We start from the raw sequence: 14,463 nt of genomic DNA on the forward strand, positions 1-14,463 counted from the left end.
TCCGGAAATTCCTGTTGATAATCCGGACAGACGGTCTATTATTGCATAGCCGATGCGAGGGGTAAAGCCTTTCAAGGCTTCCATCGCCGGATCAACCAGCCCCGCAAAAGAGGGCGTCATGGGAGGGGAAGATGCGGAAGCCAATCGTCACGCTTGCCGTGTGGGCGTTCGCGCTCGCCGGCGCGCTCGGAACGGCGAACGCCCAGAAGGCCTATGGTCCCGGGGTCAGTGACAGCGAGATCCTGCTCGGCGCCAACGCGCCCTACAGCGGACCGGCATCGATCTATGCGAGCTTCCCGAAAACCATGCTCGCCTATTTCACGATGCTGAACGAGAAAGGCGGCATCAATGGCCGCCACATCAACTTCCTGACCCGCGACGACGCCTATAGCCCGCCCAAGACCGTCGAAGTGACGCGCGCGCTGGTCGAGAACGACAAGGTGCTCGCGATCATGGCGCCGTTCGGCACGCCGACCAACGCCGCGATCCAGAAATATCTCAACAGCAATGGCGTTCCGCATCTGCTGGTGCAGAGTGGCGGCACCCGCTGGAACGATCCCAAGCAGTTCCCCTGGACGACGCCCTACTCGCCGACCTACGTCAACGAGTCCCGGATCATCGCGCGCTACGTGCTGCGCGAGAAGCCGGATGCCAGGATCGGCGTGCTGCTGCAGGCCGACGACATCGGCAAGGACTTTGTGCTTGGCCTGAAGGAAGGGCTCGGCGCCAAGGCCGACACCATGATCGTCAAGGAGGCGATGTATCAGTCGACCGAGCCCACGATCGATTCCCAGATCGTGAACCTGAAAGCATCAGGCGCCGATACGATCCTGATCGCCGCACAGAACAAATTCGCCTCGATGGCGATCCGCAAGATCCACGAGCTTGGCTGGAAACCGCTGATCTTCCTCGGCTCGACCGCGAATTCGATCGCCGGCGTGCTGGTGCCGGCAGGCATCGAGGCCTCCACCGGCATCCTGACCACGACTTCCTACAAGACGCCGAACGATCCGGCGTGGGCCAATGACAAGGGCATGACCGACTATCTCGCCTTCGCCGCGAAATATATGCCGGGGATGGATCCGAACGACGTGATCGCGGTGACCGGCTACACCACGGCCCAGCTCGGCGCGATCATCCTGCAGCGCTGCGGCGACAACCTCACGCGGGAGAACGTGCTGAAGCAGGCCACCAATCTCAGCGGCATCGAGCTGCCGATGCTGCTCCCGGGCATCACGATCCAGACCGCGCCGCAGGACTACGCGGCGATCACCGAGCGCCGTTTCGCCCGCTTCGACGGCAAGACCTGGGTGCTGTTCGGCGACATCGTGGGCGCCGGCCCGGCCAAGGACTGATCCCGCGCTACCCATCCGACCGAACCGGCTCAAACACAAGGACAAGAACAATGCTGACAGCCCAGGACGATCTCATCGGCCACCAGACGCCGCAGCCGTTTGCCAAGGCAGGCGGCGGCGATGCAAGGTTCACCGAACGCTACTGGTACACCGCGCATCCGATCGACGGCAGCGAACTGCTGATCGACATCGGGCTCGGCTATTACCCGAACCGCAACGTGATCGACGGCTTTGCCGGCATCACCATCGGCCGGCGTCAGCACAATTTCCGTGCCTCGCGCCGGCTCGGGACCCGTCCGCTGGAGACGGAAGTCGGCGGGCTCAGGATCGAGATCGTCGAGGGTAACAGCCTGCATAGGATCTCGCTCGCCGACAATCCGTCCGGCATCAGCTTCGCGCTCGAATTCAAGGCGAGCTTTCCGGCGGCGCAGGAGAAGCAGAATTTTCGCGAGCGCAACGGTGTCGTCGAGGAAGACCTCGCGCGCGTCTCGCAATTCGGCCGCTGGCGCGGCTGGATCGTCGCCGACGGCAAGCGTTACGAGATCGAGCCCGAGCTGTGGTGGGGGCAGCGCGACCGCTCCTGGGGCCTGCGATCCGAGATGCGCACCGACGAGACCAGGCCGCCGGTCGCGACCCATCGCAATTTCTTCTGGACCTGGTCGATGTTCCAGTTCCCGGAGTCGGCGCTGTCGATCTTCATCAAGGAGCGCACGCCGGGCCAACCGCATTACCTCTCGGGCACCGAGTTCCGCCGCGAGGCCGACGGATCCGTGTCGCATCGCGAAGTCACCTCGGTCGAGCACAAGATCGAGTGGGCCGACGATTCGCTCGGTCAAACCATCGCGATGGCCGATTTCACCTTCGCTTTCGATCGCGGTGAGCCGCGCCATATCAGGATGCACGGACTGCGGACCCGCTTCTATCTCAAGGCCGGCATGTATGGCGGCCTGCAGGGCTGGACCCATGGCGGCGACCGCGGCGAGAACCATGCCGCGTACGATATCTGGAACCTCGACGACGCGACGACGCGTGCTGTCGCACGCACGCTCTCGGACCACGTCGTCCGGCTCGAAAGCGGCAACGAGACCGGATTTGGCATCAGCGAATACGGTGTCGCCGCCGGCTATCCGCTCTATCCCGGACCACAGAAATTCCCAGCGATGTGATCGGAATGGACGGGCAACGCAAGCGCGTCGCGGAAGGCAGCGAATTCACTTGCGATCAATGGGACAATCAGGCAGCCGAGGCGCTGGTCTCGCTCGAGACGATCGCCCCGCTCCGCTATCGCAGCCGCTTCGGCGACGGCAATCTCAATGGCCGGTCCTATGGCGGCCAGATCCTTGGCCAGGCGATGATGGCCGCGACCCTCAGCGCGCCCGAAGATCGTCCCGCCGCGATGCTGCAGCTCCTGTTCCTGCGCGGTGCCGATCCCGGCCGCCGCATCACGTTCGACGCGCAGGTCCTGCAGGACGGTAAGCGGTTCTCCTCACGCCACGTCGTGGGAAGCCAGGGCAACGGGCGCACGGTCCTGAGCGCGCAGGCCACGTTCTGCGCAGCGCAACCGGGTCCGCGGCACGCAGCGCCATTCACCCCCTCAGAGGATCCCGAAAGCCTGCCCGATCTGAGCATGATCCCCGACGCGCTGATGGCGCAGTTGCGGCCGCTCGGCCCATATTCCCAGCACATCAAGCCCAGCATGGATTTCCGCATTCCGGAGATCGAACGCCAGCTCTCGGCCACGACGGCAGGGCCATGTCTGCGCTTCTGGATCAGATGCCGGCAGCCGCTCGCCGCCGGTTCCCGCGCCCAGGCCGCGGTGTTCGCCTATCTCTCGGACTGGTGGCTCAACTTCTCCAGCGTCGGCGGCCATCTCGGCGATCTGCAGTCGCGCGCGCCACTCTATCTGTCGAGCCTCAACCATTGCATCTGGTTTCATCGCACATTTTCGCCGGACGCCTGGATGCATGTCGAAACCGAGAGCCCCTGCGCCGATGGCGGCCGCGGGCTGTCGATCGCGCGCGTCCACGACCGTGACGGCGCGATGCTCGCCACCGCGATCCAAGAGACGCTGATGGTCCATCCAGAGGGCGACGCTAGACGCCACGACGGTTGAGCAGATGCCGCGATCGCGGCTTAGTTGCAGTGACGAGCTACAGCAAGTTCCACCCGGTGTTGAATCCTGGCAACACCGGCCAACAAAATGAACAAACGTTCAGCTTAGCTCGATCGCGACCACGACTGTGCCGCATCCCTGTCAAATCCTGCATGCGGGTGGCGCAACAAAAACACTTTGGGGAAAACCTACATGCAGCAGGCACCGCTGGCCGCACGGAGTGCGGAATCGTCTGGATATGTTCTCTACTTCCAGCTCGCCAGCAACGGCACGAGGCGCGCGTGCAGTCTGACGATCCAGGCGGAAAGCGCCAACGAGGCGGCGCGGATCTTTCGCGAGAACTGGGGCACGATCGAATCCATGGCCCGCGACGGCGTCAGCACGGGAATGGTCGGCTCTGCACCGGTCAGCCTGGCGATGTCGTGAAGCGCATCGCGCGGCCTACGGCGAACCATACACCTGAGATGTGACAGGACGACGGCTGCAGCCTTAGGCGACGATCGCACAGCCATTTGACGCGCAGACGCGACAAGCAGGTCACGACGTTCAGGGCTCGCGCACACGCGCGAGCCCTGTCGTGTCTTAGAATGATTCAAATCTATTCCGGTTAGAGAGATTCAAGTCTGCTCCGGTTCTTTTCGCGCACGCCGACTGCTAGAGGCGCGCCGTGAACGAGTTCGCGTGAATCGGAAGTCCAAGAGTGCCTGTGAATGCTGATGGCCGGGTTGTCGGCGACCGTCGAAATGCCGCCGACAAGGGCCGTACCCATCTGCTGATCGGCGCAGCATTCCTGCTCGCCGATGTCGCCTCCCCGGCAACGCCGGCAAACGCCCAATCGAGCGTCCCGTTGCCGCCTGTTTCGGTCGACCAACCGACGCCGAAGCGCAAGCCGGCTGCCGCCGCGGCAAAGCCGGCGCAGCGAACGCTGGCGGCCGCCGCGGCACGGCAGCGCAGCCGGAATGCCCAACCGGCGCCGCCGACACCGTCGGAGCGCGCGGCAGCTGCCGCCGCGGCGCTCAACGAAGCCAAGCTGCACTACCGCGCGATGCCAAGCCCAACCACGCTGCGCAGCGGCGGCTCGCCGCTGGACACCTCGCAGACGGTCAACGTTGTGCCCGAGCAGGTGCTGAAGGATCAGCTGCCGCGCAACCTCGACGATGCGCTCGCCAATGTCAGCGGCGTCACCCAGGCCAATACGCTGGCCGGCACCCAGGATGCGGTGATGCGCCGCGGCTTCGGCGACAACCGCGACGGCTCGATCATGCGCAACGGCATGCCGCTGGTGCAGGGCCGCAGCCTCAACGCAGCGGTCGAAAGCGTCGAGGTGCTGAAGGGCCCGGCGTCGCTGCTGTACGGCATCATGGATCCCGGCGGCATCGTCAACACGATCAGCAAGCGCCCCGAGCTCTACCAGCATGGTTCGGTGACCCTGCTCGGCTCGACCTATGCCAACTCCAGGACCGGAGCCGACGGCACCATCGACATCACCGGCCCGATCGGCGATGGCGGACTCGCCTATCGCTTTATCGGCTATGGCGTGAGCGAGGATTACTGGCGCAATTTCGGGCGCCATCGCGAAATGCTGGTCGCACCGTCGCTGGCCTGGTACGGCGAGAACACCACCGTCCAGCTCAACTACGAGCACCGCGAATTCATCACGCCGTTCGACCGCGGCACCGCATTCGATTCCGTGGCCAAGGCGCCGCTGGCGATCCCGGCGACGCGCCGGCTCGACGAGCCCTTCAACAACATGTGGGGCACCTCCGACCTGATGCAGGCGTCGGTCGAGCACCGGCTGAACCAGGACTGGAAGCTGTTCGCGGCCTACAGCTACAACACCGAGACCTTCAGCGCCAACCAGCTTCGCATCACCGGCGTCAACGCCAAGACCGGCGTCGAGACCCGCAGCAATGACGGCACATGGGGCTCGCTCAGCAATGCCAGCTACGGCACCTCCTATCTGCAGGGCAATGTCTGGCTCGGCAACATTCGCAACGAGGTGCTGTTCGGCGGTGACGGCCAGTACCGCACGATCTACCGCGACGACCTGATCCGGCAGGCGACGCCGAGCTTCAACTTCTACAATCCGATCTATGGGCTGATCACGCCGGGGACGACGGTGTCCGCCGCCGATAGCGCGCAGACCGACAAGCTCGGCCAGTGGTCGCTGTTCTTCCAGGACACGCTGCATCTGACCGAGCGCTTCGCGCTGGTCGGCGGCGTACGCTACATGGATTACGACCAGCTCGCCGGCAAGGGCCGCCCGTTCATCACCAATACCAATGTCTCGGCCGACAAGGTGCTGCCGCTCGGCGGCGCCATCTTCAAGCTCACCGACCAGGTCTCGCTTTATGCGAGCTACACGCAATCGCTGAAACCCACCTCGACCATCGCGCCGCTTACCGGCGGCGTCGTGATCGGGTCCAACATCGCGCCCGAAGAGGGCACCCAGTGGGAGACCGGCGTCAAGTTCGACTTCAACAAGCAGATCTCCGGCACACTTGCGCTCTACGACATCGACAAGAAGAACGTGCTGGTTTCGCAGCTCAACGCCACGACTGGTATCGTCGAGTACCGTACGGCAGGCAAGGTTCGCTCGCGCGGCGTCGAACTCGACGTCACCGGCAGGCTGACTGACAATTGGAGCATGATCGGCAGCTATGGCTATACCGACGCACGCGTAACCGAGGACCCGACGCTCGCCGGCAAGGCCCTGCAGAACGTCGCGCTGAACACCGCATCGCTCTACCTCGTCTATGATTTCGGCACCACCCTGCCCGGCCGGCTTCGCCTCGGCGGCGGCGCGCGCTATGTCGGCGACCGGCCGGGCGATGCCGCGAACAGCTTCGTGCTGCCGGCCTACACGGTCGCTGACGTGTTTGCGACCTACGAGACCAAGGTCCAGTCGTTCCCGGTCATCTACCAGTTCAACGTCAAGAACCTGTTCGACACGGTCTACTACCCTTCGGCCAACAGCATCCTGACGGTCGCGATGGGCGACGCGCGGCGCTTCTCGCTCTCGGCGACGGTGAAATTCTGATGAGTGACGTTTGGCGCCCAATCAAGGCTGCACTGCTGCAGGTCCATTCCCTGGTTGGCCTCGTGCTGGCGCTGCTGTGGGCCGTGGTCGGCCTCACCGGCGCGACGATGGCCTTTGAGGATGAGATCGAGGCCAGCCTGAACAGTCGGATGATGCACGTCGAGGCCAGTGCAGCCCGGCGGCTCACGCCGGACGAGTTGATCGCGCGGCTGGCGGCGGCGGGCGATTTCGGCAAGGTCTCGGCCGTGACGATGTCGAGCGATCCATCGGCCGCGGCCCGCATCCGTTTTGCTCGCAGCGAAGGCGGCACGCGGCCGTCCTCGGTCTATGTCGACCCCTATGATGGGCACGTGCTCGGCTCGCCGCGCGGCGAGGACTTTTTCGCAACCGTCCGCAAGCTGCACCGCTGGCTGCTGTTGCCGGGCGACGGCAATGGCATCGGCCGCAAGATCACCGGCTCAGCCGCGATCTGCCTGATCGTGATGCTGATCACCGGCCTCGTGCTGCGCTGGCCGCGTCGTGCGCGCAGCGTCAAGATGTGGCTGAAGCCGAATTTGGGACTGCGCGGCCGCGGCCTGCATCGCTCGCTGCACGCCGTGATCGGGACCTGGGTGCTGCCGGTCTATCTGGTGATGACGCTGACCGGCCTGTGGTATTCGTTCGAGTGGTACAAGGCCGGCGCCAACTGGCTGTTCGCGCGGCCTCAGGCCACGGCAAACGCGATACAGTCCAAGCCGCCGCGCGGCGGCGCCGAGAGCAAGGGTGAAGCTAAGACCGAAGCGAAGGCCGAGGCAAAGCCGCTTGCCTTCGATCACGCCTGGTCGGCGTTCCTGCAGCAGGAGGACAACAGTTACGGTAGGGCCCTCCTGACCATGCCGGCCGGCGCGGGCACGGCCGTGCGCGTGCGGTCATGGCCGCGGGACTCGTCGCGCGAGGCCGTGCGTGACGAATTCCGTATCGATGCCCTCACCGGCCGCGTCATCTCATCGGATCGCTACGCCGACAAGACGTTTGGCGAACGCGTCCTCGCCAGCGTGCTCGACATCCACCGCGGCGCCATCCTGGGATGGCCCGGCAAGCTCGCCTTCATGCTGGCCGCCGCCATGATGCCGCTATTCGCCGTGACCGGCCTGCTGCTTTATCTGTCCCGTCGCAGGCACCGGCGGCTCGCGCGGCAGCCGGTCGGCCACCTCGTTCCGGGCGAATGAAGCCGTTCTATCAATTTGTCTCTCAGCCGAAATCGCACGCCGCGAGCCGGACACGTAACTCGGCGTCCGTTTCGGCCGCGAGCTCAAGCAATCCACGATAGGGATCGCCCGATATCCCGAGCACGGTAGCGAACGCAGGCTCGGTCTTGAGACCGCCCGCCCTCAATTCCCTGACGGCTCGCCGCAGCCCCTCCATCATCAAGCGCAAGCAGCCGCCGTTCGACCTTGAAATGGATCCAGCCTCGTTGTTGCTCCACCAGACGCAGATCACCGTACAGTTCGAACGGCCAGCCATCGCACACAAAGCGCGCAATCACCGGCCGCGTTCCCGAGGTCCACCGGAAGAGGACGAAATCATCGCACGCTTGATAGTGAGCCCAAACGATGTCCGCGAATGCGTTCGGGTCGGACGCATGGCAGACGATATCGATGTCGCTGCCGGGCACGGCGAGGCCGAGCGGCAGCGTTCCGACGATACGGGGATCGAACGGCTTCAGCAGTTCCATCACGGCGGAGCTGGTGACGGCGGATGCGTAGTGCCCGACAGTCATCGCGTGGCATGCCCTCAAGATCGCAGCGACGCATTACCACACGGGCGTGGAACGCGCGAACCTCTGCAAATGGCGGGCTCGAGGGGAAGCGGGCCTAAAAAAGTCGCGGGGCGATCTCGACCGCGTTACCGTGGTCGAAAATCGCCCCGCCAAGGCGGACAGGCAAGGCTGCTCGCGCGCCAGCCTGTCCAGCCGATGTCGGAATGATCCGTTCGATCGATTAGCCGAACTGGTTCATCGTGTTGTGGGCGCCGCCCGCCTTGAGGGCAGCCTCACCGGCGAAGTACTCCTTGTGATCGTCGCCGATGTCGGAGCCCGCCATGTTCTGATGCTTGACGCAGGCGATGCCCTGACGGATCTCCGCGCGCTGCACGTTCTTGACGTATCCAAGCATGCCCTGCTCGCCGAAATACTCCCTCGCGAGATTGTCGGTCGACAGCGCAGCCGTGTGATAGGTCGGCAGCGTGATCAGATGATGGAAGATGCCGGCGCGCTTGGCCGAATCCGCCTGGAAGGTACGGATGCGCTCGTCGGCTTCCTTCGCCAGCGGCGTGTCGTCGTACTCCGCCTTCATCAGCTCGGCGCGGTTATACTTGCTGACGTCCTGGCCGGCTTCCTTCATCGCGTCATAGACCTGCCAACGGAAGTTGAGGGTCCAGTTGAACGACGGCGAGTTGTTGTAGGCCAGCTTCGCATTCGGAATGACCTTGCGGATGCGATCGACCATGCTGGCGATCTGCTCGATATGCGGCTTCTCGGTCTCGATCCACAAGAGGTCGGCGCCGTTCTGCAGCGAGGTGATGCAGTCGAGCACGCAGCGATCTGCACCGGTGCCGGGACGGAACTGGTAGAGGTTGCTGGGCAGACGCTTCGGACGCATCATCTTGCCGTTCTGGTTGATGATGACGTCGCCGTTGCGTGCGTTGGCGGCCGTCACTTCCTCGCAATCAAGGAAGCTATTGTACTGGTCGCCGATGTCGCCGGGCTTGTGGCTCACGGCGATCTGCTGGGTCAGGCCGGCGCCGAGCGAGTCGGTGCGGGTCACGATGATGCCGTCTTCGACGCCGAGCTCGAGGAACGCATGGCGGCAGGCGCGGATCTTCGCGATGAACACCTCGTGCGGCACGGTCACCTTGCCGTCCTGGTGGCCGCACTGCTTCTCGTCGGAGACCTGGTTCTCGATCTGCAGGGCGCAGGCGCCCGCCTCGATCATCTTCTTGGCGAGCAGATAGGTCGCCTCGGCATTGCCGAAGCCGGCGTCGATGTCGGCGATGACCGGCACGACGTGGGTCTGGAAGTTGTCGATCTTCTCGATCAGCGCCTTTTCCTTGGCCTTGTCGCCTTCCTTGCGGGCCGCATCGAGCGCGCGGAAGATATCGTTCAACTCACGCGAATCCGCCTGACGCAGGAAGGTGTAGAGCTCCTCGATCAGGGCCGGCACCGAGGTCTTCTCGTGCATCGACTGATCCGGCAGCGGGCCGAACTCGGAGCGCAGCGCCGCGATCATCCAGCCGGAAAGATACAGATAGCGGCGGTCGGTATTGCCGAAGTGCTTCTTGACCGAGATCAGCTTCTGCTGGGCGATGAAGCCGTGCCAGCAGCCGAGCGACTGGGTGTACTTGGTGCTGTCGGCGTCATAGGCCGCCATGTCGGCGCGCATCAGCGCAGCCGTGTAACGGGCGACATCCAGACCGGTCTTGAAGCGGTTCTGCAGGCGCATCCGCGCCACGGCTTCGGCGGTGACGCCGTTCCAGGTGTCCTTGCCCTTGAGCAGCGCTTCGGCCGCCTCGATCTCGCTCTGATACGAAGCCGGTCCCTGGATGGCCCGGTCGCTGATCCCGCGCGGTTGGAAGTTCATGTCCGTGATCCCTTCGGTGACGAAATAACTGCACCATTTGTGACGCGCGGCGTCATCGGGAGCTAGACCTGGCGCGGAAAACTTGTCATAACTTACAAGAAACCGATGTATTATTGTAAAAATCTTACAAACCTTGGATAAGGCGATGGTAACCTCAAGCGCCCGTTCCGTTTTCATGGGCCCGCGGCTACGCCGGCTGCGGCGCGACCTCGGGCTGACCCAGGCCGACATGGCCGCCGATCTCGAAATCTCGGCCCCCTATGTGGCGCTGCTGGAACGCAATCAGCGCCCGGTGACGGCCGACATGCTGCTGCGGCTTGCCCGCACCTACAAGATCGATCTGGCTGATCTCGCTGGCGATGGCGGTGCCGATCACACCGCCCGCATGCAGTCCGTCTTGAAGGAGCCGATGTTTGCCGACATCGACATCCCCGCGCTCGAGGTCAGCGACCTCGCGGTCAGCTATCCCGGAATGACCGAGGCGTTCCTGCGCCTCTACACCGCCTATCGCGAAGAGCAGCTGGCGCTTGCGGAGCGCAGGGCTCCGGACATGGCGATCGCTTCACCGGGCCAGGAGAACTTTGACGCCAACGATCCCGTTGCGGAGGTCCGACGTTTTCTCGCCGCGCGCCGCAACAATTTTGCCAGCCTCGACGATGCCGCCGAGCGGCTCGTCCACGAACCTGCCGGGCCCGCCGGATTTATCGAGCGGCTTCGGGAGCGACATAAACTCCAGGTCCGCTATCTGCCGCCGAACGTCATGCTGGGTTCGATCAGGCGACTGGACCTTCATCGCAGACAATTGCTGCTGGAGGACTCGCTCGATACCGCGGGGCTCAATTTTCAGCTGGCCAAGCAACTTGCCTATCTGGAACTGGAAAACGAGATCGGCGCCGCCGTCGAAGCCGGCAAGTTCACGACCAAAAGCGCCGAGCTGCTGGCACGCCGTGCGCTTGCGGCCTACGCCGCCGCCGCACTCATCATGCCGTATTCGGTGTTCGCGAAAGCGGTCGAGGCCCGCCGCTACGATCTGGAGGCGCTGGCACGTCAATTCGGCACCAGCTTCGAGCAGGTCGCGCACCGCGTCACGACCCTGCAACGGCCGGGTCTCGAAAAGGTCCCGTTCTTCCTGATCCGGGTCGATCCGGCCGGCAACATTTCCAAGCTGCTTGACGGCGCCGGCTTCCCGTTTGCAAAGCACGGCGGCGCATGTCCGCTATGGTCAGTGCACGACATCTTCAAGACGCCGCGCCAGATCGTCACCCAATGGCTGGAACTGCCCGACGGACAGCGGTTCTTTTCGATCGCCCGCACCGTGACCGCCGGCGGCGGCGCGTTCGGCGCCGTCCGCGTCGAGCGGGCGATCGCGATCGGCTGCGCCGCCGAACATGCGGGCCAGTTGATCTACACGCGCGACGGACAGGGACCGAATGCCGACGAGCCGACGCCGATCGGCGTCGCATGCCGGGTCTGCCATCGGCCGAAATGCGCGGCGCGGTCGGCGCCGCCGATCGGACGCGAGATTCTTCCGGACGATTTCAGGACCTCGAGCGTGCCGTTCGGCTTCTCGGCGGATTGACGAAGTCGATCACCCCTGCGGCCGGTTCGCGTCGTACAGCACCCGCACGCGGATCGTGCCGTCAATGGCTCTCAAATCGGCCAGCAGCCCCTCGCCCTCGCCGCCGACCACGTCGGTCTCGAGCACGACATAGCCGACTTCCGGATCGGTCTGCAGATATTGCGCCAGGATATTGATCCCGTGCCGGGAGACCGCGTCGTTGACCTGGCGCATGACGCCGGGAACGTTGCGATGAACATGGATGAAACGGGTGCCGGTCGGTCGCGCCGGCAATTGCACCTGCGGAAAATTGACCGCACCGAAGGTCGATCCGACATCGGAATAGTCGATCAACTTGCGTGCAACTTCGCCGCCGATGCGATCCTGCGCTTCTTCCGTCGAACCGCCGACATGCGGCGTGAGGATGACGTTGGGGAGACCTTGCAGCGGCGAGACAAAGCGCGCCTCGTTTGACACCGGCTCGACCGGAAACACGTCGACCGCGGCACCCGCCAGCCGGCCCCCACGCAGTGCGCTCGCCAGCGCATCGAGATCGACCACGGTGCCGCGCGAGTTGTTGATCAGATAGGCCTCAGGCTTCATCAGCTGGAGCTGGGCGGCGCCGATCATGTTGGCGGTGGCCGGCGTCTCCGGCACATGCAGCGATACGACGTCGCTGGCTGCGAGCAACGCGTCGAGCGATTCGGCGGGCTCGGTATTGCCATGGCGGAGCTTGTCGGTCTGATCAAAATAGATCACGCGCATGCCCATGGCTTCGGCGAGGTTCGACAGCTGCGAGCCGATGTTGCCGTAGCCGACGATGCCGAGCGTCTTGCCGCGCACCTCGCGGCTGCCTTCGGCGGACTTGTCCCAGCCGCCGGCATGTGCGGAGACCGAACGCGGAAAGATCCGGCGGAACAGCATCACGATCTCGGCGATGGTCAGCTCCGCCACACTTCGGGTGTTGGAGTATGGCGCGTTGAAGACGGGGATTCCCAGCTTCCGCGCGGCGTCGAGATCGACCTGATTGGTGCCGACCGAAAAGCAGCCGACAACGAGCAATCGGTCGGCGGCCTCCAGGATGTCCGCGGTCAACTGGGTCCGCGAGCGAATTCCCAGCATGTGGATGCCCGACAGCGCCTGCCTGAGTTCTTTTGGTCCCAGCGCCTTGGGCAGACGCTGCAGCTCGGTATAGCCGTTCGCCTCGAACATCCGGGCCGCGGATTCGTTCACGCCCTCCAGCAGCAGCACGCGTATTTTGGTCTTGGGAAGCGACAGCATCATCGAGATCCGGATTCGTAAGGTTCGGGCAGATCCTGCCACGAGCGCAGTTTCGACGGATCGCGTGATAGCATGGAAAACGGTCGCGTCAGAAGCGGCCGTGGGCCGCCCGCTCCGCGATTCCCGATGAAGCCTCTCGATCCGCGCATCCAGGCGCGGAACGGGAACCCGTTCAGTCAAAGGTCCTGGCCAATTCGCCGGCAGAAGCCGCGTTTGTGGCTCCTGGGGCGCTCGAAAACCTGCTCCGGCTCACGGGCCGGAGCTCCATTCGTGCTCAGCGCGGCGCCGAGGGTTATTGTCTGGCGCGGCAGTTTCACTCCGCCGTTCCGGCGCCGCAAGCCTGCGGCAGTCTCACTGGCAGGGATACCGCCGGCCGTCCTTTGCCTGGAACGTATTCGACGCCGCATCGTAGGAGCGATAGCGCTGGGCGCAGGACGCCGCGTGCTGCTGGGCGGCGGCAGCTTCCTGCTGCGCGGCGGCGTTGGCTGCGCCGGCCGCGATGACGCCGCCGATGAGGCCACCGACCAGTCCGCCGACGGCAGCGCCGCCGCCATTGTCATAGCACTGCCCGTAACGGCACCAGACCTTCTCGGTCAACGACGGCACTGCCGCCGCAACGCCGGCGCCGTGCTGCAACGGAGCCGAAATGGCGGAGGCCGAAAACACCATGGCACCGGTGGCGGCCATCAAAACAACTTTCACAAAGCGAGCCCTGCGCATCATATCTCCTGCTTCATTGCTGTGGGCGCAGGCCGGCACCTGCGTCCCGATTCCCTCAACATGGATGGGCTCGCCTGGTCCCGGACTGGACGACACCCCTACACGCGCGGCCGGTTACAATTCGCGCGTCAGCCTGCTTCGCGGATGGGCGGCGTTCATTGGCCGGCTGCGTTCACGACGCGGCAGAGGTTATCGCCGACACCTGGGGCCAACTGTCCCGGCGGCAGGCTGAAGGTCGCATCGACGCGGCTACCCTTGCCGTCCTTGCGGACGACGACCTGCAACGTTTGTGGCCGGCCGGATCCGGTGGTCTCCTGCTGGGTGGTCAGCGTGCCGAGTTTCTTGTCGACGTTTACGCCGACAAAGCCCTCCGCCAGAACGGCACGGGACACCTTGTCGAGGGCGGCACCGGGATTGACCGACGGGAAGATCATCCAGGTCTTGTGCGTCATGCCCGTTACCATGGGAACGCCGGTGCTCTGGACGTGATCTGCGCAACCATCGGCCAGCGCAGGCATGGACGAAAGAACTGTAAGCGCGAGTACGCAAGTAATCCTTGTAAGCATGCTTTCATAACCCGTTTGAGTTGGTCGTGACGATTTAGGCCAAATGGGCTACGAGTCCATGGACGACGTCGCATTCCGGATGCAGGCGTTCGGATTGTGGCTAGAGCAGTCGATCGCGAATGCTGTGCATTCGCTGGTGCTCTCGAACGTTGGCGCGGCGGATTGAATCGGAACGTTCGCGCGATGCCGGCGAGCGGATGAGATCAAATGTCA

The 14,463-nt window shown here is 64.3% G+C and carries 12 protein-coding genes and 1 pseudogene; 7 read left to right on the forward strand and 6 right to left on the reverse strand.

All coding sequences use genetic code 11. From position 1 onward, the window contains the following. Nucleotides 1–131 precede the first annotated feature (131 nt). The 6 genes from ACVMIH_RS19385 to ACVMIH_RS19410 all read left to right on the forward strand — a co-directional run bounded on the left by ACVMIH_RS19385 (nt 132) and on the right by ACVMIH_RS19410 (nt 7,716). Nucleotides 132–1,355 carry an ABC transporter substrate-binding protein gene (locus tag ACVMIH_RS19385; RefSeq protein ID WP_057018860.1) on the forward strand — a complete coding sequence of 408 codons (1,224 nt, stop codon included), beginning with the start codon at nt 132–134 and terminating at the stop codon, nt 1,353–1,355. Nucleotides 1,356–1,405: 50 nt separating this feature from the next. Next, nucleotides 1,406–2,521: a hypothetical protein gene (locus tag ACVMIH_RS19390; protein ID WP_456863021.1), complete on the forward strand. Its 1,116-nt coding sequence runs from the start codon at nt 1,406–1,408 to the stop codon at nt 2,519–2,521. A 5-nt stretch (nt 2,522–2,526) separates the two neighbouring features. After that, nucleotides 2,527–3,468 (forward strand): acyl-CoA thioesterase, encoded by a 942-nt coding sequence (locus ACVMIH_RS19395; RefSeq protein WP_253624224.1) that lies wholly within the window; start codon nt 2,527–2,529, stop codon nt 3,466–3,468. Between the two features lie 192 nt (nt 3,469–3,660). Beyond that, a complete protein-coding gene (locus tag ACVMIH_RS19400; protein WP_028339610.1) occupies nt 3,661–3,894 on the forward strand; it encodes a hypothetical protein in 234 nt (77 codons plus the stop codon). Between the two features lie 280 nt (nt 3,895–4,174). Then, a complete protein-coding gene (locus ACVMIH_RS19405; protein ID WP_456866520.1) occupies nt 4,175–6,508 on the forward strand; it encodes a TonB-dependent siderophore receptor in 2,334 nt (777 codons plus the stop codon). Further along, nucleotides 6,508–7,716, forward strand: a complete 1,209-nt coding sequence (locus ACVMIH_RS19410) for a PepSY-associated TM helix domain-containing protein (RefSeq protein ID WP_076829068.1) — start codon at nt 6,508–6,510, stop codon at nt 7,714–7,716. The genes ACVMIH_RS19405 and ACVMIH_RS19410 overlap by 1 nt, the downstream gene beginning before the upstream one ends. Nucleotides 7,717–7,738: 22 nt before the next feature. Here ACVMIH_RS19410 and ACVMIH_RS19415 read toward each other — a convergent pair whose 3' ends face one another. The 3 genes and pseudogenes from ACVMIH_RS19415 to ACVMIH_RS19425 form a co-directional block, all read right to left on the reverse strand. Beyond that, nucleotides 7,739–8,011, reverse strand: a complete 273-nt coding sequence (locus ACVMIH_RS19415) for a DUF4269 domain-containing protein (RefSeq protein WP_456866522.1) — start codon at nt 8,009–8,011, stop codon at nt 7,739–7,741. Continuing rightward, nucleotides 7,974–8,267: pseudogene (locus ACVMIH_RS19420) on the reverse strand (DUF4269 domain-containing protein); the annotation flags it as partial. The gene ACVMIH_RS19415 and the pseudogene ACVMIH_RS19420, both read right to left, overlap by 38 nt. A gap of 220 nt (nt 8,268–8,487) precedes the next feature. Then, nucleotides 8,488–10,125, reverse strand: coding sequence for an isocitrate lyase (locus tag ACVMIH_RS19425; protein ID WP_057018867.1), 1,638 nt, complete (start codon nt 10,123–10,125; stop codon nt 8,488–8,490). A 145-nt stretch (nt 10,126–10,270) separates the two neighbouring features. Here ACVMIH_RS19425 and ACVMIH_RS19430 point away from each other — a divergent pair, with 145 nt between their 5' ends. Further along, a complete protein-coding gene (locus ACVMIH_RS19430) occupies nt 10,271–11,704 on the forward strand; it encodes a helix-turn-helix domain-containing protein (protein WP_456863024.1) in 1,434 nt (477 codons plus the stop codon). Between the two features lie 9 nt (nt 11,705–11,713). Here the strand turns inward: ACVMIH_RS19430 and serA are convergent, their stop codons facing one another. From serA to ACVMIH_RS19445, 3 genes are all read right to left on the reverse strand, one after another. After that, a complete protein-coding gene (serA, locus tag ACVMIH_RS19435; RefSeq protein ID WP_057018869.1) occupies nt 11,714–12,967 on the reverse strand; it encodes a phosphoglycerate dehydrogenase in 1,254 nt (417 codons plus the stop codon). 348 nt (nt 12,968–13,315) lie between these two features. After that, entirely contained in the window at nt 13,316–13,651 is a 336-nt protein-coding gene (locus ACVMIH_RS19440) for a BA14K family protein (protein ID WP_051003209.1), read from the reverse strand. A 188-nt stretch (nt 13,652–13,839) separates the two neighbouring features. Beyond that, nucleotides 13,840–14,136, reverse strand: coding sequence for a hypothetical protein (locus ACVMIH_RS19445; protein ID WP_244435956.1), 297 nt, complete (start codon nt 14,134–14,136; stop codon nt 13,840–13,842). Nucleotides 14,137–14,463: the final 327 nt, after the last annotated feature.

The organism is Bradyrhizobium sp. USDA 4503, from assembly GCF_054055815.1.